The sequence below is a fragment of the bacterium genome, from assembly GCA_035691305.1.
Lineage (GTDB): Bacteria > Sysuimicrobiota > Sysuimicrobiia > Sysuimicrobiales > Segetimicrobiaceae > DASSJF01.
Window position 1 is genome coordinate 1 of record DASSJF010000087.1, and the last position, 26,562, is coordinate 26,562.

30 protein-coding genes are annotated in these 26,562 nt (G+C 71.5%); 29 read left to right on the top strand and 1 reads right to left on the bottom strand.

Annotation, left to right across the window (positions count from 1 at the left end; all coding sequences use genetic code 11):
• The 10 genes from VFL28_17175 to VFL28_17220 all read left to right on the top strand — a co-directional run.
• The coding region (locus tag VFL28_17175; GenBank protein ID HET7266402.1) for a replication-associated recombination protein A at positions 1-1,206 on the top strand (1,206 nt) is incomplete at its 5' end.
• Between the two features lie 3 nt (positions 1,207-1,209).
• Complete coding sequence (gene mnmA / locus VFL28_17180) at positions 1,210-2,325, top strand: tRNA 2-thiouridine(34) synthase MnmA (GenBank protein ID HET7266403.1); 1,116 nt, start codon at positions 1,210-1,212, stop codon at positions 2,323-2,325.
• Positions 2,309-2,731 (top strand): hypothetical protein, encoded by a 423-nt coding sequence (locus VFL28_17185; GenBank protein HET7266404.1) that lies wholly within the window; start codon positions 2,309-2,311, stop codon positions 2,729-2,731. Before mnmA ends, VFL28_17185 begins: the two co-directional genes overlap by 17 nt.
• Entirely contained in the window at positions 2,715-3,104 is a 390-nt protein-coding gene (locus VFL28_17190; GenBank protein HET7266405.1) for a YtxH domain-containing protein, read from the top strand. The genes VFL28_17185 and VFL28_17190 overlap by 17 nt, the downstream gene beginning before the upstream one ends.
• 1 nt (position 3,105) lies before the next feature.
• The gene (locus VFL28_17195; GenBank protein HET7266406.1) at positions 3,106-3,549 is read left to right on the top strand and encodes an ATP-binding protein; all 444 of its coding nucleotides are present in this window, start codon (positions 3,106-3,108) and stop codon (positions 3,547-3,549) included.
• Positions 3,550-3,554: 5 nt separating this feature from the next.
• Positions 3,555-4,349 (top strand): SigB/SigF/SigG family RNA polymerase sigma factor, encoded by a 795-nt coding sequence (locus tag VFL28_17200; protein HET7266407.1) that lies wholly within the window; start codon positions 3,555-3,557, stop codon positions 4,347-4,349.
• Between the two features lie 19 nt (positions 4,350-4,368).
• Entirely contained in the window at positions 4,369-5,691 is a 1,323-nt protein-coding gene (locus tag VFL28_17205; GenBank protein ID HET7266408.1) for a CCA tRNA nucleotidyltransferase, read from the top strand.
• Positions 5,688-6,611, top strand: a complete 924-nt coding sequence (locus tag VFL28_17210) for a ParA family protein (protein HET7266409.1) — start codon at positions 5,688-5,690, stop codon at positions 6,609-6,611. Before VFL28_17205 ends, VFL28_17210 begins: the two co-directional genes overlap by 4 nt.
• Positions 6,612-7,128: 517 nt before the next feature.
• Positions 7,129-7,353, top strand: a complete 225-nt coding sequence (locus VFL28_17215) for a hypothetical protein (protein HET7266410.1) — start codon at positions 7,129-7,131, stop codon at positions 7,351-7,353.
• A 23-nt stretch (positions 7,354-7,376) separates the two neighbouring features.
• Positions 7,377-8,327, top strand: coding sequence for a TIGR03560 family F420-dependent LLM class oxidoreductase (locus VFL28_17220; protein ID HET7266411.1), 951 nt, complete (start codon positions 7,377-7,379; stop codon positions 8,325-8,327).
• Here VFL28_17220 and VFL28_17225 read toward each other — a convergent pair.
• Entirely contained in the window at positions 8,324-9,049 is a 726-nt protein-coding gene (locus VFL28_17225) for an HAD family hydrolase (protein HET7266412.1), read from the bottom strand. The genes VFL28_17220 and VFL28_17225 overlap by 4 nt on opposite strands.
• 53 nt (positions 9,050-9,102) lie before the next feature.
• On the opposite strand from VFL28_17225, the gene VFL28_17230 reads away from it, so the two are divergent.
• From VFL28_17230 to VFL28_17320, 19 genes are all read left to right on the top strand, one after another.
• Positions 9,103-9,600 (top strand): hypothetical protein, encoded by a 498-nt coding sequence (locus VFL28_17230; GenBank protein ID HET7266413.1) that lies wholly within the window; start codon positions 9,103-9,105, stop codon positions 9,598-9,600.
• Positions 9,601-9,626: 26 nt separating this feature from the next.
• The gene (gene asnS / locus VFL28_17235) at positions 9,627-10,919 is read left to right on the top strand and encodes an asparagine--tRNA ligase (protein ID HET7266414.1); all 1,293 of its coding nucleotides are present in this window, start codon (positions 9,627-9,629) and stop codon (positions 10,917-10,919) included.
• A 14-nt stretch (positions 10,920-10,933) separates the two neighbouring features.
• Positions 10,934-12,244 (top strand): hypothetical protein, encoded by a 1,311-nt coding sequence (locus VFL28_17240; GenBank protein HET7266415.1) that lies wholly within the window; start codon positions 10,934-10,936, stop codon positions 12,242-12,244.
• Positions 12,216-12,527, top strand: coding sequence for a putative quinol monooxygenase (locus VFL28_17245; protein ID HET7266416.1), 312 nt, complete (start codon positions 12,216-12,218; stop codon positions 12,525-12,527). Before VFL28_17240 ends, VFL28_17245 begins: the two co-directional genes overlap by 29 nt.
• A 291-nt stretch (positions 12,528-12,818) precedes the next feature.
• Positions 12,819-13,337 carry a ribosome maturation factor RimP gene (rimP, locus tag VFL28_17250; protein ID HET7266417.1) on the top strand — a complete coding sequence of 173 codons (519 nt, stop codon included), beginning with the start codon at positions 12,819-12,821 and terminating at the stop codon, positions 13,335-13,337.
• A gap of 24 nt (positions 13,338-13,361) precedes the next feature.
• Positions 13,362-14,609, top strand: coding sequence for a transcription termination factor NusA (gene nusA / locus VFL28_17255; GenBank protein ID HET7266418.1), 1,248 nt, complete (start codon positions 13,362-13,364; stop codon positions 14,607-14,609).
• 4 nt (positions 14,610-14,613) lie between these two features.
• Positions 14,614-14,940 carry a YlxR family protein gene (locus VFL28_17260; protein ID HET7266419.1) on the top strand — a complete coding sequence of 109 codons (327 nt, stop codon included), beginning with the start codon at positions 14,614-14,616 and terminating at the stop codon, positions 14,938-14,940.
• A 19-nt stretch (positions 14,941-14,959) separates the two neighbouring features.
• Positions 14,960-17,476: a translation initiation factor IF-2 gene (gene infB / locus VFL28_17265; protein HET7266420.1), complete on the top strand. Its 2,517-nt coding sequence runs from the start codon at positions 14,960-14,962 to the stop codon at positions 17,474-17,476.
• A 12-nt stretch (positions 17,477-17,488) separates the two neighbouring features.
• Positions 17,489-17,770, top strand: coding sequence for a DUF503 domain-containing protein (locus VFL28_17270; protein HET7266421.1), 282 nt, complete (start codon positions 17,489-17,491; stop codon positions 17,768-17,770).
• A gap of 59 nt (positions 17,771-17,829) precedes the next feature.
• On the top strand, positions 17,830-18,213 hold the full coding sequence (rbfA, locus tag VFL28_17275) for a 30S ribosome-binding factor RbfA (GenBank protein HET7266422.1): 384 nt from the start codon (positions 17,830-17,832) through the stop codon (positions 18,211-18,213).
• Complete coding sequence (locus tag VFL28_17280) at positions 18,210-19,178, top strand: DHHA1 domain-containing protein (protein HET7266423.1); 969 nt, start codon at positions 18,210-18,212, stop codon at positions 19,176-19,178. Before rbfA ends, VFL28_17280 begins: the two co-directional genes overlap by 4 nt.
• 8 nt (positions 19,179-19,186) lie before the next feature.
• Positions 19,187-20,170 carry a tRNA pseudouridine(55) synthase TruB gene (gene truB / locus VFL28_17285; protein ID HET7266424.1) on the top strand — a complete coding sequence of 328 codons (984 nt, stop codon included), beginning with the start codon at positions 19,187-19,189 and terminating at the stop codon, positions 20,168-20,170.
• The gene (gene ribF / locus VFL28_17290; protein ID HET7266425.1) at positions 20,145-21,089 is read left to right on the top strand and encodes a riboflavin biosynthesis protein RibF; all 945 of its coding nucleotides are present in this window, start codon (positions 20,145-20,147) and stop codon (positions 21,087-21,089) included. Before truB ends, ribF begins: the two co-directional genes overlap by 26 nt.
• A gap of 169 nt (positions 21,090-21,258) precedes the next feature.
• Positions 21,259-21,690 carry a transcription antitermination factor NusB gene (gene nusB / locus VFL28_17295; protein HET7266426.1) on the top strand — a complete coding sequence of 144 codons (432 nt, stop codon included), beginning with the start codon at positions 21,259-21,261 and terminating at the stop codon, positions 21,688-21,690.
• A 12-nt stretch (positions 21,691-21,702) separates the two neighbouring features.
• Positions 21,703-21,990 carry an acylphosphatase gene (locus VFL28_17300; GenBank protein ID HET7266427.1) on the top strand — a complete coding sequence of 96 codons (288 nt, stop codon included), beginning with the start codon at positions 21,703-21,705 and terminating at the stop codon, positions 21,988-21,990.
• 5 nt (positions 21,991-21,995) lie between these two features.
• Positions 21,996-22,958: a farnesyl diphosphate synthase gene (locus VFL28_17305; protein ID HET7266428.1), complete on the top strand. Its 963-nt coding sequence runs from the start codon at positions 21,996-21,998 to the stop codon at positions 22,956-22,958.
• Positions 22,955-23,818 carry a TlyA family RNA methyltransferase gene (locus VFL28_17310; protein HET7266429.1) on the top strand — a complete coding sequence of 288 codons (864 nt, stop codon included), beginning with the start codon at positions 22,955-22,957 and terminating at the stop codon, positions 23,816-23,818. The genes VFL28_17305 and VFL28_17310 overlap by 4 nt, the downstream gene beginning before the upstream one ends.
• Entirely contained in the window at positions 23,815-24,699 is an 885-nt protein-coding gene (locus VFL28_17315) for an NAD(+)/NADH kinase (GenBank protein HET7266430.1), read from the top strand. The genes VFL28_17310 and VFL28_17315 overlap by 4 nt, the downstream gene beginning before the upstream one ends.
• 70 nt (positions 24,700-24,769) lie before the next feature.
• A complete protein-coding gene (locus VFL28_17320) occupies positions 24,770-26,455 on the top strand; it encodes a CTP synthase (GenBank protein HET7266431.1) in 1,686 nt (561 codons plus the stop codon).
• Positions 26,456-26,562 lie beyond the last annotated feature (107 nt).

Here is a 26,562-nt window from a genome sequence, read left to right on the forward strand (position 1 = left end):
CGCGCGATCGAAACGGACACCCTGACCTCGGCGATTCTCTACGGGCCGCCGGGCACGGGCAAGACCTCGCTGGCGCGGGTCATCGCCGCGGCCACCCGCGCCCATTTCGAGCCGGTGAACGCGGTCACCGCCGGCGTCGCCGACATCCGGCGCGTGACCGACGAGGCGCGGGAGCGGCGCGCGCTGCACGGGGTGCGGACCATTCTGTTCGTGGACGAGATCCACCGGTTCAACAAGGCGCAGCAGGACGTGCTGCTGCCGCACGTCGAGGACGGCACCGTCATCTTGATCGGCGCGACGACCGGCAATCCGTTCATCGACGTGACGCCGACGCTCGTCTCCCGGTCGCGCGTATTCGCCCTCGAACCGCTGCCGCTCGCCGATCTCGAGACGATCCTCCGGCGCGCCGTCACGGATGCGCGGGGGCTCGTCGATCGGCGCGTCGAGGCGTCGCCGGAGGCGCTGTCGCATCTGGCGCGCGCGGCGAACGGTGACGCGCGCGCGGCGCTCAACATGCTGGAGCTGGCGGCCATGACCGCGCCGCCGGACGCCGGCGGCCTGCGCCGCGTCGGGTTGCCCGAAGCCGAGGAAGCCGCGCAGCGCCGGCTCGTGCCGTACGACCGCGGCGGCGACCAGCACTACGATGTGATTTCGGCGTTCATCAAGAGCATGCGCGGCGGCGATCCGGATGCCGCGGTGTACTGGCTCGCGCGGATGCTCGCCGGCGGCGAGGACCCCCGTTTCATCGCGCGGCGCATGGTCGTTCACGCCGCCGAGGATGTGGGTCTCGCGGACCCGCAGGCGCTGCTCGTCGCCGTCGCGGCGGCGCAGGCGGTCGAGCTGGTCGGTTTGCCGGAGGCGCGCATTCCGATGACCGAGGCGGCCGTCTACATCGCCACGGCGCCGAAGAGCAACGCCGTGATCCGTGCGATCTCCGCTGCGGCTCAGGACGTCGAGCGCGAAGAAGCGCAGCCCGTGCCGCGGGCGCTGCGCGACGCCTCGACCCGCGGCGCCCGCGGGCTCGGACGCGGCGAGGGCTACGTCTACCCGCACGACCGTCCGGGCGCCTTCGTGCCGCAGCAATATGCGCCGGACAATGTCAAAGGCCGCGTGTACTACGAGCCGGCCGACGCCGGGCACGAGCACGAGATCCGCCGCCGCCTGCGGACCTGGTGGGCCGGCGTGAAGCGGTACAGCGGGGAGTAGGGCGTGGCGCGCGTCGCGGTCGCGATGAGCGGGGGGGTCGACAGTTCCGTGGCGGCGGCCCTGCTCGTCGAGGCGGGACACGAAGTCGTGGGCTTTACGATGAACCTGTGGCCGGAGTGGGTGCCGCCGGCCGACGACGGACCCGGCTGTTGCGGGCTAGGCGCGATCGACGATGCCCGAGCGGTGGCGCGTACCCTCGGCATCCCGCACTACGTGCTCAACCTGCGCGAGCCCTTCGAGCACGCCGTGATCCGCGAGTTCGCCGGCGAGTATGCGCGCGGCCGTACGCCCAATCCCTGCATCGCCTGCAACCGCGCGATCAAGTTCGCGTTGCTGCTCGATCGGGTCCGCGCGCTCGGCATGGAGCGGCTTGCCACCGGCCACTACGCGCGGATCGAGCACGGCCCGGGCGCCGCCGTCCGCCTGCTGCGCGCGGTCGACCGGCACAAGGACCAGTCGTACGTGCTCGCGGGCGTCGCGCGGGGCCGGCTGGCGCACGCGCTCTTCCCAGTCGGGACGTACGCGAAGCGGGAGATCCGGGCGATCGCCCGCCGGCACGGCCTCGGCGTCGCCGAAAAGCCCGACAGCCAGGAGATCTGCTTCGTGCCGCGCGGCGACCACGGCGCGGTCGTGGCCCGCTACGCCCCGCACGCGCTGCGGCCGGGCCCGATCTACGACCGCGACGGCCGACAGGTCGGTGAGCACCGCGGTGTCGCGCGGTACACGCTGGGGCAGCGCCGGGGTCTCGGCGCGTCGACGGGCGGCGCGCGGTACGTCGTCGAGATCGACCAGGCGCGCAACGCGCTCCACGTCGGCGGCGCGGAGGCGCTGCGTTGCCGGGAACTCGTCGCGGCCGACGCGAACTGGATCGCCCTGGACGGCCTGCACGGCCGTCGCGCCGTCACGGCGCGTCTCCGGCACGGCGGCGCCGACGTCCCGGCCCTGCTGGAGCCCGCCGGCGACCGGGTGCGCGTGACGTTTCCGGAGCCGCCCCGCGCGGCCGCGCCCGGACAGGCGATTGCCTTTTACGACGGCGACCTCGTGCTCGGCGGCGCGGTGATCGACGAGGTCCGGATGGACGGCGGGGGCGGAGACGGCGGGTATGCCGTCGGTCGCTGACCTCAGCCTGGCTGTGATCGCCGTGGCATCGGTCGCCGCGGTTGTCGTCTCGCTGCCCGTGCTCGCACAGGTCAGGCGGACGGCGGCGCGGGCGGAGTCGGTGCTCGGACAGGTGGAGAGCACGCTGCCGGCGCTCATCTCGGAGCTGCGCGCGGCAACGGCCAAGGCGGAGCGCACGATGGACGCGATGGGCGGCTTCGCCCAGACGATCGAACGGATGAACCGGTTGACGGCGGCGACGGCGCGCGTGATGGAACTGGCCGGCGCGGCGACGCGCTTCGTGGCGGCAGATGTACTCGGGCCGCCGGTCGCCAACGCTGCCGGGTTACTGGGTGTCCTACGGGAGGGTATACAGTACCTATGGCCTCGACGCGAAAGGAGGAGGATGCATGACCGAACGCCGTGACTTCGCTGTCGGAATATTCATTGGCGGGATGATCGGACTGGCGCTCGGACTGCTGTTCGCACCTCAGGCCGGCGGCGAGACGCGCGACCGCATCCGCCGCGAGGGCGAGCGAATCCGTGACCGCGCCAAGACCACGGCCGACGACGTCGCCGACCAGGCGCGCCGCGCAGCCGGAGACTTCGCCGACCGCGTGCGCGCGGGCGCCGACGAGTTCGTGTCCCGGGCGCGGGACGCGGCGGACGACGTGGTGGCGCGCGGTCGCTCCGCGTTTGAGGAGCGGGCGGACCGGTTGCGCCGCGCGTTCGACGCCGGACACGACACCGCGGGCGGCACGATGGAGGAGCGCACCCACTTTGGCGAGCCGGAGAATTGACGTGGCGCCCTTGGGGCAGACGCGCGAAGGTCAGGAACGCGTCGAGATCGCCATTCCGGTACGGCCGGAATTCGTCAGCGTGGCCCGGCTGACCGCGGCCACCGTCGCGGCGCGGCAGGGGTTCACCTACGACGAGATCGAGGACCTCAAGATCGCGGTCGGCGAGGCCTGCACGGCGCTGATCGTGGCCGGGCCGGACGCGACCAGGCCGCTCACTACCGCGTTTGTGCTCGCGCCGGGGTCGATCGAAGTGCTCGTGTCCGCGCGGGTGCCGGCGCCGGCCTGGGCGAGGGACGGGGCGGGCACGCCGCAGGGAGGCGAGCCGATCGACGAGAGCCGCCTCGGCATGTTCCTCATGCAGTGTCTCGTCGACGAGGTCGACGCGCATCACGACAACGCCTCCGGCCTAACCGAACTGCGGCTCCTGAAGCGCCGCCAGGGCTAGCGCCGTTGGCAACGCGCCGCAAGGGCCGCCGGCTCCTGGACAAGGAACAGGTCCGGGCCCTCTTCCAAAGGTTCCAGGACGCCCGCAGCCCCGAGATCCGCGAGGAGCTGACGCTCGCGCACGAGAGCCTGGCGATCTATCTCGCGCGCAAGTTCGCGGACCGCGGCGAGCCGCTCGACGATATCATTCAGGTCGCCCAGATCGGCCTCCTGAAAGCGATCGACCGCTACGATCCGACCCGGGGCATCGAGTTCACCACGTACGCCACGCCGACGATCGTCGGCGAGATCAAGCGCCACTTCCGCGACAAGCTGTGGGCGATCCGCGTGCCGCGGCGTCTCCGCGAGCTCAACTATACGCTGATGCGCGCGATCGAAGATCTCTCCCAACGGCTCGGCCGCTCGCCGACGATTCCGGAGATCGCGCAGTTCACCGGGGTCGACTTCGAAGACGTTATCTCCGCGCTCGAGGTCGGCCGCGCCTACAGCCTGGTGTCGCTCGACGCGGAAACCAGCGACGGCGACGAAGAGCACAGCGTTTCGCTGCTCGAGTCGGTGGGGGACGAGGACGAAGCCCTCGAACGGCTGGAGGACCGTGCCACCCTGGACTGGGCCCTTGCGCGGCTTCCCGAGCGGGCCCAGCAGATCATCCGGATGCGCTTCTTCGACGATCTCTCGCAGGCCGAGATCGCGCGCCGGCTCGGTATCTCGCAGATGCACGTCTCCCGGATCCTCCGCGAGGCGCTCGCGCGGCTGCGCGCGCTGGTCACCGACCGCCGCCCGTCCCCCGAAGATTCGTGACCCCGCCCGCCTGATCGCGGTGGCCACGTTCGCGTCGGCCGCGGCGATCGTGGCGCACCTTCGGGATGCCGGTTTCGAGAGCTACCTGGCCGGCGGCTGCGTCCGGGACCGGCTGCTGCGCCGGCCCGCCGCCGACTACGACATCGCCACCGCCGCGCGCCCCGAGGAGATCGCGCGGCTGTTTCCGCGGACGATCGATGTGGGCGCGGCGTTCGGCGTGATGCGCGTTCTCGGAGTTGACGGCGACTACGAGGTCGCCACGTTCCGGACCGAGGGGCCGTATCTCGACGGCCGGCATCCGTCGTCGGTGCGGTACGCGGATCCACGCGAGGACGCGCGCCGCCGCGACTTCACCATCAACGGTCTCTTCTACGATCCCGCCGCGGCCACCGTGCTCGACTTTGTCGGCGGCCGCGCCGACCTCGAGGCGCGGGTCGTGCGGGCGATCGGCGACCCGGCGGTGCGGTTCGAGGAGGACCGGCTGCGCATGCTGCGCGCGGTGCGCCTGGCCACCGAGCTCGACTTCACGATCGCCCCGGAGACGTTCGAGGCGATTCGCCGGCGGGCCGGCGACGTGCTCGCCGTGAGCGCCGAGCGCGTCCGGGACGAGCTCGTGCGCATGCTGATCGGCCACGATCCCGGACGCGCGCTCGCGCTGCTGCGGGACACGGGTCTCCTCGAAGCCGTGCTGCCGGAGATCGCGAGGGAGATCGGGGTCCCGCAGCCGCCCAATTTCCATCCCGAGGGCGACGTGTTCGAGCACACCAGGCGCACCGTCGCCGCCCTTCACGAGCCCTCCGCGGCGCTGGCGATGGCGGCGCTCCTCCACGACGCCGGAAAGCCGGAGACGCTCGAGTATGCTCCCGATAGGATCCGCTTCAGCCGGCACGACGAGCGCGGCGTAGAGGTCGCCCGAGCGGTGATGGAGCGCCTGCGCTTTCCGCGCCGGGACACGGATCGCGTCGCGGCCCTGGTCGGCCGCCACATGGTGTTCAAGGACCTGCCGCAGATGCGCGAGGCGAAGCGCCGGCGGCTGCTCACGGACGAGATCTTCCCGGATCTGCTCGAACTCCACCGCGCCGACTGCGCGGCGAGCCACGGGGACCTGTCGCTGTACGAGTGGGCCCGCGAAGAGGCCGGACGGACCGCGGCGACCGCGCCCATGCCGGAGCGCTTCGTGTCGGGACACGACGTGCTGGCGCGCGGGGTGCCGGCGGGACCGCGCATCGCGGAGATCCTCGAGGCCGTGGACGACGCCCGGCTGGAAGGTCGGGTGCGCACGCGCGAGGAGGCGCTCGTCTTTATCGACGGCCTGCTCGCGGGGGGCAAAGGAGAACCTTGAGCCGCGGCGAACATGCGTGCGACCGGCAGGGGCCGGGCCCGGCGGCATCGGGCCCGCTTGGCGGCACCGGCACGGAGGACGGGGACCTGGGCGCAGACGGCACGACCACGGCCCGCGTCATCGCCCTCGTCAATCAAAAGGGCGGATGCGGGAAGACGACGACCGCCGTAAACCTCGCGGCGTGCCTCGCCGTCAGCAAGCGCAAGGTGTTCCTCATCGATCTCGATCCGCAGGCCAACGCCACCGTCAGCCTCGGCGTGGATCCGGCGTCGCTCGCGCGCACGATGTACAACATCCTGGTCGAGGACGCGCCGGGCAACGGCCAGTCCGCCGATCTCGCGAGCATCATCGCGCCGACGAACGTGCCGAACCTCGACCTCGCGCCGTCATCGATCGACCTCGCCGCCGCGGAGCTCGAACTGTCGGCGCGGATCGGCCGCGAGAACGCCCTGCGCAAGAAGATCGCCCCGCTGCGCGAGCGCTACGATTACATCATCATTGATTCGCCGCCGTCGCTCGGTCTCTTGACGATCAACGCCCTCTTCGCATGCAGCGAGGTGATCATCCCGATCCAAACGCACTACTACGCGCTGCTCGGGATGAGGCAGCTGCTGCGGACGCTGAAGGCGGTGCGCGAAGAGGCCGGCCATGAGGTCGAGATCGCCGGCGTCGTGCCGACGATGTACGACGCGCGCACCAGCGTCGGCAAGGAGATTCTGAACGGCATCCGCGACTACTTCGGCGAGAAGGTGTTCGCGAGTGCGATCCATTTCAACATCAAACTGGTCGAGTCGAGCATGGTGGGCGTGCCGGTGTTCGTCCACCAGCCCTCCTCGCGCGGGGCCGCCGAGTACATGGCTCTCGCGAAGGAGGTGATGGCCCTTGAGCAAACAGCGAGACGCGCTCCGGCGCGGAATTAGAGACCTCCTCCAGGACACCTCGCGGGACCTCGTGGCGTTCGAGGGCCGCGAACCTCGTCCGCGTCCCGCCGTCCCGCCGGCGCCCGAGCCCGAAGCGCCGGCCCCGCCGCGGCCCGGTCCCTCGGAGAGCGGCGGCGCCGCGTACGACGCACCATCGCCGAACGGCGGTCCCGTAGATGCCGTCGCGGAGGGCGCCGCCGCCCGTGCGGAGCCAACGGTCGTTGCGCCCCGCCATCAAGACGAGCGTCTGCACGTCGAGGACGCTCCCGCCGAGGCCCGGCGAGAGGAGCCGGCGGCCGAGGCGTCCTCGCCGCCCGCCGCGGCCCCCGGGCCGCGGCCTCCACTGGAGCTGACCCTGCCGGCCGCGTTCTCGCGTCCCGTCCTGTCCGGCCGGATCAAATCGAAGCCGCGGCGCGGCGAGAGCGCCGGTGAGCGGCCGAGGTCCAAATCGGGGGCCAGGAAGTCGAAACCGCCGCGCGCGCACCGGGCTCCGGTTCCCGTGCGCGGAGGCCCCGCGGTGCCCGCGGACGACCTCGTCACGGAAGACGTGGGCCCGGCGCCGACCGAGTCGCGGACGGGCGTCTGCCGTTCGTACTTCGTCAACCACGAATGCTGGCGCGTGCCCGCCGCGTACTGCAATACGGCGCTGCAGGTCTGCGTGATCCGCAACTGCCCGGTGTACCACCTACACAAGGACGCCCTCGAGCGCCGCTTCGCAAAAAAGTTCAAGCACTTCTGGTAACGCCCGTGGCAGATGTCGGTCTGATGATCGAGGGGCAGGAGGGTCTCACCTGGGACCGGTGGCGCCGCATCGCGGACGCGGTCGAGCGCTCCGGCTTCGAGTCGCTCTGGCGGTCCGATCACCTCTTCTCGCTCTTCGGCGTCGCGGACCGTCCGGGCCTCGACTGCTGGCCGTCGCTGACCTACCTTGCCACCGCGACACGGCGGATCCGGTTCGGCCCGCTCGTTTGCCCGATCACGTTCCGGCACCCGGCGATGACGGCGCGGGAGGCGGCAGCCGTCGACGTGCTGTCCGGCGGGCGGCTCGACCTCGGCCTGGGCGCGGGCTGGCACGACGGGGAGCATCACGCGTTCGGCGTCCCGTATCCGCCCGTGGGCGAGCGCGTTCGGCGGCTCGGCGAGGCGGTCCAGGTCATCCGCGCGCTGTGGGCCGGCGGTCCGGCCCGCTTCGAGGGAAGGTACTACCGGCTGGACGGCGGGACCGCGTGGCCGAAGCCGGTCCAGCGCCCGCGGATCCCGCTGATTATCGGCGGCAAGGGACCGAAGGTGCTCGAGGTGACGGCGCGCTACGCGGACGAATGGAACTGCGGCGGCGCACAAAGACCGGCCGGGGTCCGCGAGCGCACGGCGACACTCGAGGCGGCATGCCGGAGGGTGGGACGAGACCCCGCGTCCGTTCGGCGGTCATGGATGGGTGGGATCCTGATCGGCGAGAACGGCGCGGCGCTCGAGCGCCGGGCGCGCGCCGTCCAGGAATACGTCGTCACCCGCGCGGCCACGCCCCCGGCGAAGCTTCCTCACGAACTCCGGGAGGCGGGATGGCTGGCCGGCACGCCCGAGGAGATCGTCGAGCAGATGAGCGCGCTGACCGCCGAGGGGATCAGCCGCTTCAACCTACAGTTTTTCACGCTCGATGATCTCGACGCGGTGCACCTGGTCGGCGAGCGGATCGTTCCCGCGGCGGCGCGGCTCTAGGCGTCCGGACCCGGCCCGGGGCCGCCGGCGGCGAAGTCGATCTCCAGCAGCTCGGCCAGGTGTTTGATCGCGCGCCACGGCCGCAGGCCGCGTGACCACAGTTCCTCGAGGTCGCGGCGGTAGACGATGAACCGGGCGCCGGCGCCCCGGGCCGCGGCGCCGTCGATCCACGAATCTCCGATCACATACACCGTTTTGATTTCATGGCGGCCCGCCGCGGCCTCGGCGGGCGGCGCGCCGCCGAGGCGCCGCAGCGCCTCGAGGACGCCGTCCGACGCCGGCTTCATCGTCGGTACGTCGTCCCGGGTTACCACAGTCTCCGCGGCGTGCGCGAGTCCGGCCGCCTCGAGCGCGAGCTCCGCGCCCGTGCGGCTGTTGTTGGTGAGGATCGCCAGCCGGTACCCGCGCGCCCGCAGCGCGGCCAAAACATCAGGCGCGCCGTCGAGGGCCCCGGCATCCCGCAGCCCCTCCGTCTCATGCGCGGTGATGATCGCCCACATCCGCGGCACCATCGCGGTCCCGCGTTCCGTGTCGTACGCCGCGCCGCGGGCGACCAGCTCGCCGATCGCGTGCCGCCGCAGCGCGTCGTCGGACTCGCCGGTGGCGCCGGCTTCGCGCAGCATCGCGCCGAGCGCGCGGCGGATCGCGGCGAAGTCGATGTGCGATCCCAGCACCGTGTTGTCCATGTCGAAGATGAGGGCGATCTGCGCGGACGGAATCACAGCCGCATTGTAGCAGGCGGAGGACTCGTCGCACGGCGCGCCGTAGCGCAGCCGTGATGCGACGCATGATGGCGCTGCCGGCGGTGCTGTGGGTGCTTGCGGCCGGGGCCGTCCCGTGGTTCGCGCCGGACCGCCCGGCGGCCGCGGCGCCCGCCGGCCTCAGCACCGCCACGGCCTTCGTGACGGTCGACGGCCTCGGGCGCTCGGTGCGGCTCGACGAGCGGCACGCGCACACCGCGCTCGACGCGATGTGGCAGGTCCTCGGCGACGTGCCGGCGGTCGCGTCCGTCAACGGCGGACCGCGCGTGCTGGCGGCGTTGCGCCTCAACGAGCAGGTTCTCGACATCACGATCTGGAAGGCGCAGACGTTTGTCGTCGCCGCCCGCCGCCTTCCCAACGTCTCGGCCATCGTCTTTCCGGTTACCGGGCAGTGGCGGCACCGCGTCCTCGTTGTGCAAATGGGACGGGTTGTCGCGTCGCCGCCGCTGATCGACAGCCCGGCGATCGCCGCACTCGACGACGCAGTGCGTGCCGCGGTCGGTCCGCGATGAACGCCCGAAGAGAGGAGTTCGTGCGCATGTCCGCGGTGCCGATTGAACGTCTCGCCGCCCACGCCGGCGAGACGGTGGAAATCGAGGGCTGGCTCTACAACCGCCGCAGCAGCGGGGCGATCCATTTTCTGCTGGTCCGCGACGGAACCGGCGTGGTCCAGGCGGTGGCGGCGCGCTCCGACGTCGAGCCCGAGGTGTTCGCGGCGATCGGGACGCTGACCCAAGAGTCCTCGATCGTCGTGCGGGGCGTCGTGCGCGAAGACCGCCGGGCGCCGGGCGGCTACGAGTTGTCGCTTCGCGACGTGCGGGTCGTGCAGCTGGCGGCGCCGTACCCCATCACTCCGAAGGAGCACGGCGTCGACTTTCTGATGGACCACCGGCACCTCTGGCTGCGCAGCAGCCGGCAGTGGGCCATTCTCCGGATCCGCGCCGAGGTCGAACGGGCGATGTGCGACTACCTCGACGAGCAGGGCTATCTGCGGATGGACACGCCCATCCTGACGCCGGCCGCGTGCGAAGGCACCTCGACGCTTTTCGAGACGCCGTATTTCGAGACCCAGGCGTATCTCACGCAGAGCGGCCAGCTCTACAGCGAGGCGGGCGCGGCGGCGTTCGGCCGCGTGTACTGCTTCAGCCCCGCCTTCCGCGCGGAAAAGTCGAAGACGCGGCGCCACCTCACCGAATTTTGGATGGTGGAACCCGAGGCGGCGTACCTCGACCTGGACGGCTGCATCGCGCTCGCGGAAGGCCTCGTCGCCTCGACCGTGGGCCGCGTGCTCGAGCGGCGCCAGGCGGAACTTCGCGTGCTTGAGCGCAACCAGGCGCCGCTCGAGCGGGTGCGCGCCCCGTTTCCGCGAATCACCTACGACGACGCCGTCGAGCGGCTCCGCGCCGCGGGCCACACGATCGCCTGGGGCGACGATTTCGGCGGTGACGAGGAGACGGTGCTGGCGAAGGCCTTCGACCGGCCGCTGTTCGTGACGCACTATCCGGCGCAATGCAAGGCGTTCTACATGCAGCCGGACCCCGCCCGGCCCGAGGTCGTGCTGGGCGCGGACCTGCTCGCCCCCGAAGGCTACGGCGAGATCGTCGGCGGCGGCCAGCGGATCCACGATCCCGCGCTGCTCGAGCGGCGGCTCGAGGAGCACCGGCTGCCCAAGGACCAGTACGCGTGGTACGTGGACCTCCGCCGGTACGGATCGGTGCCGCACAGCGGCTTCGGCATCGGGATCGAGCGCACGGTGACCTGGATCTGCGGCATCGAGCACGTCCGCGAGACGATCCCGTTCCCGAGGCTGCTCAACCGGCTCTATCCGTAGCCCGGAGACCCGCGGTGCGGAGGGCCGTGCTCATGCTCTTCGCCGGCGCCGTCGCCGCCGCGCTGCTGCTGCCGGCCGCGGAGGGTCACGAAGAAGCCCCGCTCTCCGTGCGCATCGTGGAGCCGCACCTGCGCGGCCCCGGCCGCCTCGGCGCCGATGTCATCGTGGACGGCGTGCAGCCCGATCGTCCCGTGAGCGTCGAGTGGACGGTCGTGATCGGCGCGCAGACGATCTACCGGTCGCCCCACCCGTTGATCGCGCGGCGCGTGCCCGCGACGATAGACCTGCCGGCAGGACGCGTGCGCGCGGGCGACGTGTCCGTGGCGGAGTTCACGCCGGTGCCGCTCCTCGACGACGATCTTCTGGTCTCGGTGGAGATCACCGCGCGCCAGGCCGGTGCGACGGCGACGGCGCGTAGATCCATCGTGGTGCGTCTGCCCACCGTGATCGTGCCCGGTTATTTGAACGAGATCGACACGGCGGCCGATCCGCGGGTGGTCTCCGAGCTCGAACGGCGAGGCTACTCCGCCGAAGGGGCTTCGCCCGACGTGTTCTGGTTCCCGTATCAGTCCCGCCGGCTGTCGCTGCGGGAGGCGGCCGTGGCGCTCGCCGCCTACGTGCGCACCGCCGTGCTCCCCGCCGCGTACGCGGCGCGGATCAACGTCGTGGGATACAGCCTCGGCGGGCTCATGGCGAGGTGGAACATCGCCTTCGAGCCGGGCTGGGAGCGCCTCGTCAACCGGCTGTTTCTCATCGGCGTCCCGAGCGAGGGCGCGGTCGCGGCGTATGCGTACGCGTGGTATCCGCTGGGCGGGCTCGCGCGCACGCCGGCGGCCCGGGAGTTGCTGCCGACGTTCCCGTTCTGGCGGCCGGACGCCCGTGTGCCATGGAGCGTTCCCCCGGACGGGCAGAACGCAACGCTTACGGAGCTCAACCGGCATCCGCTGCCCGCATCGGTGCGCGCATACGCGATGTACGGACACCAAGCGGGCGGCACGATGTCCGGGATCACCGGGTACTTTCCCAACCCGAGATTCTCGTACGGCCCCGGCGACGGGATCGTACTCGTCGCGAGCGCCTTGGGGCTCGCGGTGAACGGCGGCGGAGGCGTGCCGGGCCTCGCGGACCGGCTCACTGCCGCGGTCGACCTCGGTCCGCAGCGGCACTTCACTTTGTTGGCGGCGGCGATTTCCAAAGTCGGCGACATCCTCACCGCCCGAACCACGGTCCGGGTCGCGAGACGCCGCGGCGGTCCGGCCCCGCAGGCATGCTGGTCCAACCTCCGGGAGGTGCCACTTGGCCTTTCACTTTGTGGTGCGTTTTGATCCGCCGGCCGGTGCGGCGGCGGCGTTCCGCGATGAGATCCTGCGCGTGGCCACACCGACGCGGGCGGAGACGGGATGCCTGCGCTACGAGGCGTTTGAGTCGGTCCGAGAACCCGCGGCGTTCGCGATTCATTCGGAGTGGGCGGACGAAGCGGCCTTCGAGCGGCACAGCCGGCTGCTCCACACGGTACGGTTTGTGGCCGCTGCGGAGCGGCTGCTCGGCCGCCCCGTTGAAGGGCTGCGTGCCCGGGAAATCGCGGGCGGGCCGGAGCGTCGCGTTTAGGCGGCCGGTCGGGCCCCACCACGGGACGGACCGGTGCGGTGCCCAGGTTCACATAAGACCCGGCGGCACCCAGTACAAGCGGTTGTTGGTCAACCTCGGCTGTGGTATAATCTGCGAAGCAGTGTGAAGCAGCACGCAGGGCCCGCGGGGATTGTGCCGGGCGAACGCCGAAACGTGGCGTCGGCGGAGCGAACGGGCGTGCGGTAGTAACGGGATCAAGTCGGCGCGTCTGCGAGGAGTGGGTAAGACACCCACTCTTTCGTTTCTTCGGGGGCGCCGAAGGGGTTGACCGTGAGCAGGCGGCACGAACTGGCAGGTCAGGTCGAAGCGATGGCGGCGCCGATCGCGGCCCGAATGGGCCTAGAGATCGTGGACGTTGACCTGGGCGGGGACGTACGGCATCCGGTGCTTCGGGTGCTGGTCGAGCGGGGTCCCGGCGTCGACGGGCAGGTCGGCGGAGCGGGCATCGAAGACTGTGCGCGCCTCAGCGAGGCGCTCGGCCGCGAGCTAGATCTGTACGACCTGCCGATCGCGCACTATACGCTCGAAGTGGCGAGTCCGGGGCTTGACCGGGCGCTGCGGAGGCCGGCGGAGTTTGTCCGGTTCGCCGGGCGCACAGTCGCGGTGACCGCGGTCGCGTCGGTTGACGGGCAGCGGCGGTTTCGCGGCCGGCTGCTCGGGCTCGTGGACGGACGGGTGTCGATACAATTGGAGGACGGACGCGAGGTGCGGTTGGCGATGGACGAGGTCGCGCAGGCGCGCCTGGTCGTGGAAGAAGAGGTGCTGCGCCAGGATCTGCGGCGCACGTAACGGGATCGGCGGTGGAGGTGGCGGGTGAACAATCAAGAGCTGATTCGGGCGGTGCGGCAACTCGAGGAGGAGAAGGGCCTCAGCACGGACGTGCTGGTCGAGGCCATTGAGGCCGCGCTGCTCTCCGCGTACAAGAAGAACTTCGGACAGGCGGCGCAGAACATCCGCGTCGAGCTGGACCGCGAGACCGGCGAGCAGCACGTCTACAGCGTGCGGACGATCGTCGGCGAAGTCAGCGACCCCAACACCGAGGTGCCGATCGCGGAGGCCCGGTCCTGGGACCCGGACAGCCAGATCGACGACATCGTCGAAGTCGAGGTGACGCCCAAGGACTTCGGGCGCATCGCCGCGCAGACCGCGAAACAAGTGATCGTACAGCGCATCCGGGAAGCGGAGCGCGATATGGTCTACCGCGAGTTCCGCGACCGCGAGGGCGATATCGTCACCGGCACCGTGCAGCGCGTGGAGCGGCGGAACGTCTACATGGACCTCGGCCGCATCGAGGCGGTGCTGCCGCCGACCGAGCAGGTGCCGCGCGAAGGGTACCGGCAGAACGACCGCGTGAAGGCCTACGTCGTCGAGGTCAAGCAAGGAAACCGCGGGCCGCAGATCGTGGTCAGCCGGACCCACCCCGGCCTGCTCAAGCGGCTGTTCGAACTCGAGGTACCGGAGATCTACGAGGGTATCGTCGAGATCAAGGCGATTGCCCGCGAAGCCGGCGCGCGGAGCAAGGTCGGCGTCATCTCGCGCGACCGCAACGTAGACGCGGTCGGCGCCTGCGTAGGGCCGAAGGGCACCCGCGTGCAGTCGATCGTGGACGAACTGCGCGGCGAGAAGATCGACATTGTGCCCTGGTCCGCGGACCAAGCCACGTTCGTCGCGAGCGCGTTGAGCCCGGCGAAGGTCATCCGAGTCGAGATCACCGAGGAGACGAAGACCGCGCTGGTCATCGTCCCGGACAATCAGCTGTCGCTCGCGATCGGCAAGGAAGGACAGAATGCCCGGCTTGCCGCCAAGCTGACGGGCTGGCGCATTGACATCAAGAGCGAGTCCCAGATCAAGGAGCTCGAAGCGCGGAAGATCTTCGCGGACCTTCCGGCCGAGGAACCGGCGGCGCCGCCCGGCGCCGGCCCGGCTGCCGCCGGTGCCGGGCCCGTCGAGGGCGGGGCGGACGCTCCGAGCGGGACGCCGGAGCCGGTGCCCGCGGAGGCGGGTTCCGATGGGGCGACCAAACCGGTGCACCACGTCGGCGAACGGGCCGCGGGAGACTAACCGCGTGCCGAAGGTTCGTCGCGTGCCGCAGCGGCAGTGCGTGGCCTGCGGGCGGGTGCGCGCGAAACGCGATCTGGTGCGCGTGGTCAGGATGCCGGGCGGCGGGGTGCGCGTCGACGCGACCGGGAAAATCTCCGGGCGCGGCGCGTACGTCTGCCCCGACGCGGCGTGCATCGACCAAGCCGTGCGCAGCGGCCGGCTCGCCGGCGCGCTGGAGCGGCCGCTCGCGGAGGACATCGCGGAGCGGCTGCGCGAAGCGATCGTCCAGCCGCCGGCGCCGAGGATGCCGGTCGTGCGCCGCGTGTCGCTTAAGGAGCAGCACGCGCAGTGAGTGAAACGGAGGGGTCGTGGTGAAGGTACACGAGCTGGCCAGGGAATTGAACCTGACCAGCAAGGAGCTCATCGACCGGCTGGAGGCCCTCAAGGTCTCGGTTCGGAATCACATGTCGGTCCTCGACGACGAGACCGTGGCACGGGTACGCCGTGTCGTCGCGGGGCCGCCACCTGCCGGTACCGGCCCTTCCGCGCCCGAACCGGCGCGCGGCCCCGCGCGCGTGGTCGCCGACGACAAGGTCCGCCAGAGCGACTTTCTCCGCGAGAAGTACGGCGCGGACGTAAAGGGCGTGCGCGTGTTCCGCGCGCCCCGCCCGGAGCCGGCGGCGCCCCTCGCGCCTGAGCCCGCGCACCCCGCGGCGGCCGGTGCGCCGCCGCGTCCGGCCGCCGGAAAGCCGGCCGAAACGCCGGGACGCAGCCCGGTCGTACGGCCCGCCGCCGCCGGCGGCACCGCGGTGAAGCGTCCGGCGGAAGGCAAGGCCGAGACGAAGCGTCCCGCGACCCCTGGTCGGGAACGGCCGGCCGCGCAGGCTCCGCCGGCCGCGGCACCGGCCGCCGCCGCCCCAGCCGCGCCCAAGGAGAAGCCGACGATCCGCTTCGGCGACGTCCGGAAGACACCCCGGTACGAGCCGGGCACGGCCGCCGCCCCGTCGCGTCCGCCCGTGCTCGAGCCGCTGCCGGCGGAGCCTGCGCGGCCGGTCGAGCGGGCGAAGCCGATCGAAGCTCCTCCGCCGCCCCCGCCGCCGGCGGAGCCGGTCGCGCCGCAGCCGCTGCGCTATCTCGAGCTCGCCGGTCCGATTCAGGTCGGCGACCTCGCAACCCGGATGGGCGTGGGGCCCGGCGAAGTGGTCAAGAAGCTTGTCGAGAACGGCGTCCTCGCCGGCGTCAACCATATGATCCCGCTCGAAGTCGCGACGAAGGTCATGGCCGCGTTCAACTACGCACCGAAGGCCCGCGAGGTCGAGCAGGTCCAGGAGGTGGCGCCGACCCTCGAGGTGCCGGGCACCACCGCCCAGGAGAAGGGCACCACACCGCGGCCGCCGATTGCCACGGTGATGGGCCACGTCGACCACGGCAAGACGAGCCTGTTGGACGCGATCCGCAAGACGTCGGTCGCGGCCAGGGAGTTCGGCGGGATCACGCAGCATATCGGCGCGTACACCGGGGAAGTGAGCGGCAAGAGGATCGCCTTCATCGACACGCCGGGCCACGAAGCGTTCACCGCGCTGCGGGCGCGCGGGGCCCAGGTCACGGACATCGCGGTGCTGGTCGTCGCGGCCGACGACGGCGTGATGCCGCAGACGGTCGAAGCGATCAACCACGCCAAGGCGGCGCGCGTTCCGATCGTGGTCGCGATCAACAAGACCGATCTGGCGCAGTCGAACCCGGATCGTGTGAAGCAGCAACTCTCGGACCTCGGACTCGTGCCGGAGGACTGGGGGGGCGACACGATCATGGTCCCGGTCTCGGCCCGGCAGGGCACCGGCATCGACACGCTGCTCGAGATGATCCTGCTTGTCGCGGAACTGCGCGACCTGCGGGCGACGCCGGAGAAGCCGGCGCGGGCCACCGTCGTAGAGGCGCGGCTCGACAAGGGCCGCGGGCCTGTGGCGACGATCCTCGTCCAGGACGGCACGCTGCACGTCGGCGACGCCGTCGTCGTGGGGGAGACCTACGGCCGCGTCCGCGCGATGCAGACCGAGGCCGGCGTCCGCACCGACACCGCCGGGCCGAGCACGCCTGTCGAGGTCATCGGTCTCAGCGAGGTGCCCCAGGCCGGCGACCTGCTCGAGGCGGTCTCGAACGAGCGCATCGCCAAAGCTGTGGCCGAGGAACGCCGCGAGCGCCGGCGAGCAGTCGAGCAGGCGCGGTCGCGCCAGCTCAGCGTCGAGGAGATCTCGCGCGAGACCGGTACCGTCACCGAGCGCAGGGAGTTGCGGGTGATCGTGAAAGGAGACGTCCAGGGCTCCGTCGAGGCGCTGGTGCCGGCGGTCGAGCGGCTCACCACGCCCGGGGTGCTGATCACGATCCTGCACGCGGCGGTCGGGAACGTCAGCGAGTCCGACGTGATGCTGGCGGCCGCGAGCCAGGCCCTGATCGTCGGGTTCAACGTGCGGCCGGAGCCGCAGACGAGGAAGCTCGCGGAGCAGGAGCACGTCGACGTCCGTCTTTATCGGGTCATCTACGAGGTGCTCGACGACGTAAAGAAGCTCACGAGCGGCATGCTCGCACCGAAGACCGTCGAGGTCGTGCTGGGCCGCGTCGAGGTCCGCAAGGTCTACTCGATCAGCCGCGTCGGGACGATCGCGGGCTGCTACGTGACGTCCGGGAAGGTCACGCGCGGTGCCAAGGTGCGGGTGATCCGCGACGGCGTCGTGGTGCACGAGGGCGTCGTCGGCTCGCTGCGGCGGTTCAAGGAGGACGTGCGCGAGGTCTTGGAAGGCTTCGAGTGCGGCATCGGGCTGGAGCGGTTCAACGACATCAAGGAAGGCGACGTCCTCGAGGTCTTCGCGGTCGAGACGGCGCCGGCCTAATCGCGGCGGGCCATGGTGGTAGGGGTGCTGCACGTGGAGTGCGGCCTTCCCGGCACGCAGAACATCAAGGACAAGCGCCGGATCGTCAAGTCGGTCATCGACCGGCTTCATCACCGCTTCAACGTCGCCGCGGCCGAAGTGACGCACCACGATTCCTGGCGGCGTGCGGGCCTCGCCGTGGCCTGCGTCAGCACCGACACCCGCCACGCCGACTCGGTGCTGGCCGGCGTCGCGCGGGAGATCGAGCGTCACGGCGAGCTGGTGCTGCTGAACTACAGTACCGAGATGCGATGAGAGGGCAGGAGGCCGCGAAGGCGGCCGGAGGTCCTGCGAAGACAGGGGGGGCGCCGCCCATGACGAGTCCGCGCATCGCCCGTCTCCGCGAGCTGTTCAAGGAAGAAGCGAGCGCGATTCTGCAGCGCAACATGAAGGATCCGCGCATCGGGTTCGTCTCTGTCACCGACGTCGAGCTCAGTCCCGATCTGCGCCACGCGCGGATCTTCGTGAGCGTGTACGGCGACGCGGAGGCCAAGGCGCGCACGATGGAAGGGCTGCGCAGCGCCGAGGGTTTCGTCCGCACCGAGCTGGCGCACCGCATCCGGCTGCGCTACACGCCTGAGGTGATGTTCCGCATCGACGAATCGATCGAGCAGGGCGATCGCGTCAACCGTCTGCTGCGACAGGTCACGAAGGAGCGCGACGCGGGCGGTCGGGGGTCCCGCGAAGACGGGGAATGACGCTGGCCCAACGGATCGCGGAAACGCTGCTCGGCCGGCGCGTGCTGCTGCTCAACCACGTCTCGCCGGACGGCGACTGCCTGGGCTCGACGCTCGCGCTCGCGCGCGGGCTGCGCGCGCGCGGGCAGCGGGCCGTCGTCGCGAGCAGCGACGGGGTCCCCGAGATGTACCGCTTCCTGCCCGGCGCGGACCAGATCGTGACGGAGCTGCCGGCGCAGGAGTCCTTCGACGCGGCCGTCTTCATGGAATGCAGCACGCCGGACCGGGCGGGGGTGCTCGCCGCGCGCGCGGTCGACGTCCCGCTGTGGGTCAACATCGACCACCACGTGAGCAACGGCGGCTACGGCGATCTCATCCTGTACGAGCCCGAGGCGGCCGCGGTCGGCGAGCTGGTCACGCCGATCGTCCGCGCCATCGCGACGATCGACGGTCCGACGGCCACCTGTCTGCTTACCGCGCTCCTCACCGACACGGGCAGCTTCCGGTATGCGAGCGTGACGCCGCGCACGCTGCGCATCGCGGCCGAACTCGTGGAGGCGGGCGCGAGCCCCGCGGACGTCTACACGCAGGTGTATGAAAACCGGCCCGCGGTCGCGCTGCGCCTGCTCGGCATGGCGCTCAGCCGTCTCGAGCTCTCCGCCGACGGGCGCATCGCCTGGACCGCGGTGACGCAGGAGATGCTGCGGGCGTCGGGCGCGTCCATGGAGGAGTCCGAAGGGATCGTCGGCGCGCTGCGCGCGATCGGCGGCGTCCAGGTGGCGCTCCTCTTCAAGGAGGAACCCGAGGGCATCAAGGTCAGCATGCGCGGTCGCGCGGGCGTGCGCACGAATGTCGTGGCGGAGGCGTTCGGGGGCGGCGGGCACGCGGCCGCGGCCGGTTTCACGGCCGCCGGACCGCTCCAAGACGCGATACGCTCGACGATCGAGGCGGTGCGGCGCGAGCTCGCGGCCGCCGCGTCCTCCTGACCCCGCCGGTGGACGGCGTCCTCAACGTCCTCAAACCGCCGGGGATGACGTCGCACGACGTCGTCGACACGGTCCGCCGGCTGGCCGGGCTTCGCCGGGTCGGGCACACCGGCACGCTCGACCCCGGCGCCGCGGGCGTGCTGGTCCTGTGCCTGGGGCGCGCGACGCGACTCAGCGAGTTTCTGATGGACGTCGACAAAGAGTACCGCGTCGAGCTGCGCCTCGGCATGCGCACCAGCACCGGCGACGCGTACGGCGAGGTGCTGCCCCCGCCCGACGGGCCCGCGCCGGCCGCGTCACCACTCCGGCGCGCGGCGGTGGAAGGTGCGCTGCGGCGGTTCACCGGTGAGATTCTGCAGGTCCCGCCGATGGTGTCGGCCATTCACCACGAGGGCGTCCGGCTCTACGAGCTTGCGCGCCGCGGCGAGGTCGTCGACGTGCAGCCGCGGCCGATCGTCGTGTATTCGATCGAGATCGTGACTCACAACCACGACTGGACGCGCCTCCTGCTGCACGTCACCTGCGGCAAGGGCGCGTACATCCGCAAGCTCTGCGCCGACATCGGCGACGTGCTCGCCGTGGGCGGATACGCGCACTTCATGGTCCGCGCGCGCACCGGGTTGTTTCACATCGCGCAGGCGCGCACGCTCGAGGAGCTCGCCGCGCTGGCCGCGGAGGGCGCGCTCGACGGTGCCCTCATCTCGATGGACGACGCGGTGGGCCACCTGCCGGTGGTCGACCTGTCCGACCAGAGCGTGAGCGACGTGCTGCACGGCCACCCGGTGCCGGCGTGGAAGGCCGGGCACGCGCTCGCCGATGACCAGCCGGTGCGGCTCCGCAGCCGGCGCGGCACGCTCGTCGCGCTGGCGCGTGTTGAGCAGGGCGTGCTCCGTCCGTTCAAAGTCCTGGCGGGCGCGCCCGCCGGTACGCCGCCGGCGGGGCCGCCGCGCCCGCCCGGAGGGCCGCGTGCGCCGCATCTTCGGCCTCGCTGACTGGCCGGCCGGGGTCCGCGGGCCGGTAGTCGCGCTCGGCACGTTCGACGGCGTCCATCTCGGCCACCGGCGGGTGCTCGGGCTGGCCGTCGAGCGGGCGCGGACCCGCGGCGGTTCCGCGGCCGCGCTGACGTTCGAGCCGCATCCGCTCGAAGTGCTGCGCCCGGGACCCGAACCCGTCCTGCTGACGACGGTCGAGGAGCGGCTCGACCGGTTCGAGGCGCTGGGGCTCGACGTCGCGCTCGTCGTACCGTTCGACGAGGCGCTCTCCTGCATCTCCGCGCCGGCGTGGCTCGACGGCGTGCTGCGGGGCCGCCTCGGCGCGCGCGAGATCGTCGCGGGCTCCTCGTACACGTTCGGGCACCGTCGGGAAGGAACGGCGCGGCGCCTTGAAGAGTGGGGCCGCGCCGCGGACGTGCCGGTGCATCTCGTACCCGCGGTGCTCATCGGCGGCGAGCCGGTCAGCAGCAGCCGCATCCGCGCCGCGCTCCGCGAGGGGCTCGTCGAGGACGCCGCGCGGCTGCTCGGCCGGCGCTACAGCCTGGCCGGGCGCGTCGTGCGCGGGGAGGGGCGCGGGCGGACGATCGGCGTCCCGACCGCCAATCTCGCCGCCGACGCACGCAAAATCGTTCCCGCACGCGGCGTGTACGCCACGGTCGCGACCGTGCGCGGCCGCCGCTACCGCGGCGCTACGAACATCGGCGTCCGGCCGACGTTCGGCGGCGGAGCGCTCGGCATCGAGACGCTGCTCCTCGACTTCGACGGGGACTGCGCGGACGAGCCGATGACGCTCGAGTTCGCGCGCCGTGTGCGTGAAGAGCGCGCGTTTCCCGACGCCGCGGCCCTCGTCCGCCAAGTTGCCGAGGACGCCGAGACGGTGCGGCGGTCGCTCACGCCGGACGTGATGGACGCGCCGTGAGGCGCGCGTGCCGCACCGTCTGTCTTGCCCGGCGAAGGGGGAGCGGGTATAATACACTGGTGCAGGAGCATGCGACACCGATGTTGCGCGCTGCGGGGCGCGAGACGCCCCGAACGCAGTCGTCTCTGACCACCGGTTCGGTGGTCAGTCTGTTTTTCTCGGGGATCCGATGACCACGCGCCGTCAGGCCCGCGAAGCCGCGCTCGGCGTGCTCTTTGAGCTCGACCTCGGCAAGGGACGCATCGAGGAGGCGCTGGGGCCGCTGCGCGCCCAGGGCTGGTCGCGGGACGATTGGGCGCTCATCGACGAGCTCGTCCACGGCACCCGCCGGCACGCCGATGAGATCGACGCGTTGATCCGGGACGTTGCCGAGCACTGGACCCTCGAGCGTATGGCCACGGTGGACCGAAACGTGCTTCGCATGGCGATTTTCGAGCTGCAGCACACGGAGACCCCGATCGGCGTCATCATCAACGAGGCGGTCGAGCTCGCCAAACAGTACAGCACCGAAGAATCGGGCCGGTTCGTCAACGGCATGCTCGGCCGCATCGTCCGGATCGGGGCGCGCCTCGCGCGCGTCGCGGACCAAGCCGCGCCGTAGTGGCACGCCGCTGTGCGGGTGCGCCTCCTGGTATCCGGACGCGTTCAGGGCGTCGGATTTCGTGAGTTCACGCGGCGGACCGCGCACAGACTGGGCGTGGGCGGCTGGGTGCGCAATCTGTCCGACGGGCGAGTCGAGGTCGTCGCCGACGGTGAGCGGCCGGCGCTGGACGCGCTCGTGAACGCCCTGAGCGGCGGACCGCCCGGGGCGTTCGTGCGCACCGTGCACCAAGACTGGGGAGCCGCGACCGCGGCCGGGAGTCCTGCGGCGACCGGGGAAGGAGAGTTCGAGATCCGCTAAGCAGAATGCCGGAAACGTCGCGCCGACCGGTCGCCATCGAGAACGTTCTCGCCGAGCACGGCCGGCTTGTCGAAAACGCGCTGGACCGGTATCTCCCTGCGGAGGCCGCCCCGCCCGCCGAGGTCCACCGCGCGATGCGCTACAGCGTCTTCGCCGGTGGTAAGCGGCTGCGGCCGATGCTCGTGATCGCCGGCGCGGAAGTTGCGGGCGCGCCGCTGGAGACCGTCCTGCCGTCCGCCTGCGCCGTCGAGCTGATTCATACCTACTCGCTCATTCACGACGATCTTCCCGCGATGGACGATTCGGACATCCGCCGGGGCCGCCCGACCTGCCACGTGGTCTTCGGCGAAGCGATGGCGGTGCTCGCCGGCGACGCGCTGCACGCGCATGCCTTCGAGCTTCTCGCGCGCAACGCGGAGGTGCCAGGCTGCTCGCCCGCGCGGGTGGTGCGGGCGATCCGTGAACTGACGCTCGGGATCGGTAGCGAGGGGATGGTCGGCGGGCAGGTGTTCGACCTGCTCGCGGTGCGGGCCGTGCCGGCAGATCGCCCGGCGGCGGACCCGCGGGCCACGATGAAGCCGCACCCCGAAGAAGCCGAGGTCCGGCAGATCCACCGTCTCAAGACCGGTGCGCTCATCCGCGCCTGTCTCAAGATCGGCGGGGTGCTGGCCGGCGCGAACGACGCGGACCTCCTGACGCTCGACCGCTACGGCGAGCACATGGGCGTCGCGTTCCAAATCGTAGATGACATTTTGGACGTCGTCGGGGAGCGCGGGAAGCTCGGCAAGGACACCGGCACCGACGCGAGCCACGCCAAGGTCACGTTCCCCGCGGTGTTCGGCCTCGAGCGGTCCCGCCGTCTCGCCGCGGACGCGACGCGCGAGGCGGTGAGGGCGCTCGCTCCGCTCGGGGCGCGCGGCGCGCGCCTCGAAGAGCTCGCGATCTATCTGCTGGAGCGGGACCGGTGACGCACCGGGCGGCGGGCGCCCTCCCGCATCCCGTGAAGCGCGGCGCAGGCGTGCGCCTCGACGAACGGCTCGTGCAGGAGGGCCTCGCCGAGTCCCGGGCGCGCGCGCAGGCCGCGGTGCTCGCCGGTCGCGTGACGGTCGACGGCGCGATTGCGGACACACCGGGCCGCCGGGTCACGCCGGAGATGCGGGTCGGCGTGACGGCGCCGGCCCACCCGTTCGTCGGCCGCGGCGGCGTCAAGCTCGCCCGCGCGATCGAGACGTTCGGCCTGGACGTCCGCGGCCTCACCGCGGTGGACCTGGGCGCCAGCACCGGCGGATTTACGGATTGCCTGCTCCGGGCGGGCGCGGCGCGGGTGTACGCCGTCGACGTGGGGCACGGGCAGCTCGCGTGGACGCTGCGGCAAGACCCGCGGGTCGTCGTCATGGAGGGTACGAACGCACGGACGCTCACGCCCGGGCGATTCGCCGGCCCGGCGGATCTCGTCACCGCCGATTTGTCGTTCATCGGCCTGCGCCTGCTCTGGGGCGTGATCGCGTCGCTCGTTCGCCCGGGCGGCGACGTGGTGGCGCTCGTCAAACCGCAGTTCGAGGCCGGACGGGCCGCGGTCCGGCGCGGCGGCGTCGTGCGGGACCCGGCGGTGCACGCCGCGGTGCTGGAGAACGTGTTCGAGGCGGCCGCGCGCGACGGGCTTACGCCGTTGGCGGTGACGCCGTCGCCGATCACCGGCCCGGCGGGCAACATCGAGTACCTTGTGCACCTGCGCCGCCCGCCCGCACCGGCGGACGCCGGCGGCCGCTCGGACATTGCCGCCGCGGTCGCGGACGCGCACCGCCGGCTGGGGCGGAGAGACGCATGAAGAGCGTCGGGCTGATCGTCAACGCCGAGAAGCTGCAGGCGGATCGCGAGGTCGGCCGCCTCGCGCGCGGCGCGGTTACGCTGCTCACCGCGCGACACGTCGACGTCGTGGCCAATCGGGAGAGCGCGCAGACGCTCGGCCTCCCGGAGCTCGGCGCGGCGGCCTCCGACCTGGCCCGCCGCGCGGAGATGCTGGTCGTCTTCGGCGGCGACGGCACCATCTTGCAGGCGGCGCGGCAGGCCGCTCCCGCGGGCATTCCGATCCTCGGCGTCAACCTCGGCGGCTTCGGATTCCTTGCGGAGGTGCACGACCGGGCGGTGGACGATGCGCTGCTGCGGGTGCTGGCCGGCGACTACCGCGTGGACGAACGCATGATGCTGCAGGGCCAGGTTTGCCGCGGCAGCGGCGCAGGCGAGCGCGTCGTGCGCGAGCTGCTGGCGCTCAACGACGTCGTCGTTACCAAGAGCGGGTATGCCCGGCTGCTCCGGATCCGCACCGACATCAACGATGACCACCTTGCGACCCACCTCGCCGACGGCCTCATCGTCGCGACGCCGACCGGGTCGACGGCATACTCGCTGTCGGCCGGCGGCCCGATTCTTCACCCGGACCTCGAGGCGATCGTGCTGACGCCGATCTGCGCGCACACGCTCAACGCCCGCGCCGTGGTCCTCTCCGCCGACGAGGCGATCACGATCCGGGTCGAGCCGACCGGTGCGCCGTCGGTGCTGACCGTGGACGGACAGGAAGGCGAGCCGCTCGAGCCGGACGACGTGGTGCGGGTGGCCCGTGCGCCGTGCCGGACGCGACTGGTTCGGTTGGGGCGCACCGGCTTCTACCGGCTGCTGCGCACAAAGCTGTCGTGGGGCGGCGAACGATGATGGAATGGGTGAGGAAAGGTCGAACGCGCCGGAGACGGACACGGCCGGCGCCGACGGGGGGACGCAGCCAATGACGCAGCCGCAGACGAAGTACATCTTCATCACGGGAGGCGTCGCCTCGGCGCTCGGAAAGGGGATCACGTCGGCCTCGCTCGGGCGTTTGCTGAAGAGCCGAGGGTGGCGGGTCAGCGCCCTGAAGTTCGATCCGTACGTCAACGTCGACGCCGGGACGATGAACCCGTTCCAGCACGGCGAGGTCTTCGTCACCGACGACGGCGCCGAGACCGACATGGACCTCGGGCACTACGAGAGGTTCATCGACGAGAGTCTCGGGCGCGACAACAACACGACGACCGGTAAGATCTACGGCGCGGTAATCGCGCGCGAGCGCCGCGGCGAGTACCTCGGCGGCACCGTTCAGGTCATCCCGCATGTGACGAACGAGATCCGCGACGAGATCAGCCGCGTTGCGCGCCTGCAGCAGGCCGACGTGATGATCGTCGAGGTCGGCGGGACCGTCGGCGACATCGAGAGCCTGCCGTTCCTCGAGGCGATCCGGCAGTTCCGGCGATACGTCGGCGACGCCAACGTCATGTACGTGCACGTCTCGCTGGTCCCGTACCTCCGCGGCGCCGGCGAGCTCAAGACGAAGCCGACGCAGCACAGCGTGAAGGAGCTGCGCAGCATCGGTATCCACCCCGACGTCATCGTGTGCCGGGCCGAACGCCCGCTCTCCCGCAACCTGCGCGACAAGCTCGCGCTGTTCTGCGACGTCGCACCCGAGGCCGTGATCCAGTCGATCGACGCCCAGAGCGTCTACGAAGTGCCGCTCGTCCTGGAGGACGAGGGCCTGGCCCGCATCGCGGAGAAGCGCCTCGACCTGCCGGTCCGCACCCCGGACCTCGCCGACTGGCGCGTGATGGTGGACCGCCTCTTGAATTCGCCCCCGGTGGTCGAGATCGTCTTGGTCGGCAAGTACATGGGCAACGAAGACTCGTACATCAGCATCGAGGAAGCGCTGCGGCACGGCGGTATCGCGACCGGCTGCCGGGTACGCATCGTGAAGCAGGACTCCGAGGAGCTCGAATCACTCGACGAAGCCGCGGTGGCGGTGAGACTCGGGCGGGTGGATGGAATCCTGGTCTGCCCCGGCTTCGGTGCGCGCGGCGTCGAGGGCAAAGTGAAGGCCGCGCAGTTCGCCCGCACGCGCGGCGTGCCGTTCTTCGGCGTATGCTACGGCATGCAGTGGGCGGTGGTCGAGTTCGCGCGGCACGTCTGCGGCCTCGAGGGCGCCAATACCACGGAAGTGAACCCGGCGACGGCGCACCCGGTGATCGACTTGCTGCCCGAGCAAAAGGCCGTAACGGAGAAAGGGGGCACAATGCGGCTCGGCCTGTATCCGTGCCGCCTCGCCCCCGGGTCCCTGGCCCACGCCGCGTACGGCGCGGACGACGTCGGCGAGCGGCACCGGCACCGCTTCGAGGTCAACAACGAGTATCTGCCGGTTCTCACGCGCCACGGGCTGCGGGTCACCGGGCTCTATCCGGAGCGCAACCTCGTGGAGATCGTCGAGCTGCCCGGCCACCCGTGGTTCCTCGGCACGCAGTTCCACGCGGAATACCGCTCGCGGCCGACGCGGCCACATCCGCTGTACCGATCCTTTGTGGCCGCGGTGCTCACGCGGCGCGAGCGCATCGACGCCACGGCACTGCGCCCGCAGGGCACGGAGGCGGAGATCAGGGCGACGGCCACGTAGTCGGCGTCGCCCCGCGGGAGCGGGACTAGCCGGCGGGATGCGCCGGCGTCGCAGGGGGCACGGTCGTCCGGTACGAACAGTTTACGGACACCGCTCGCTTACGCAAT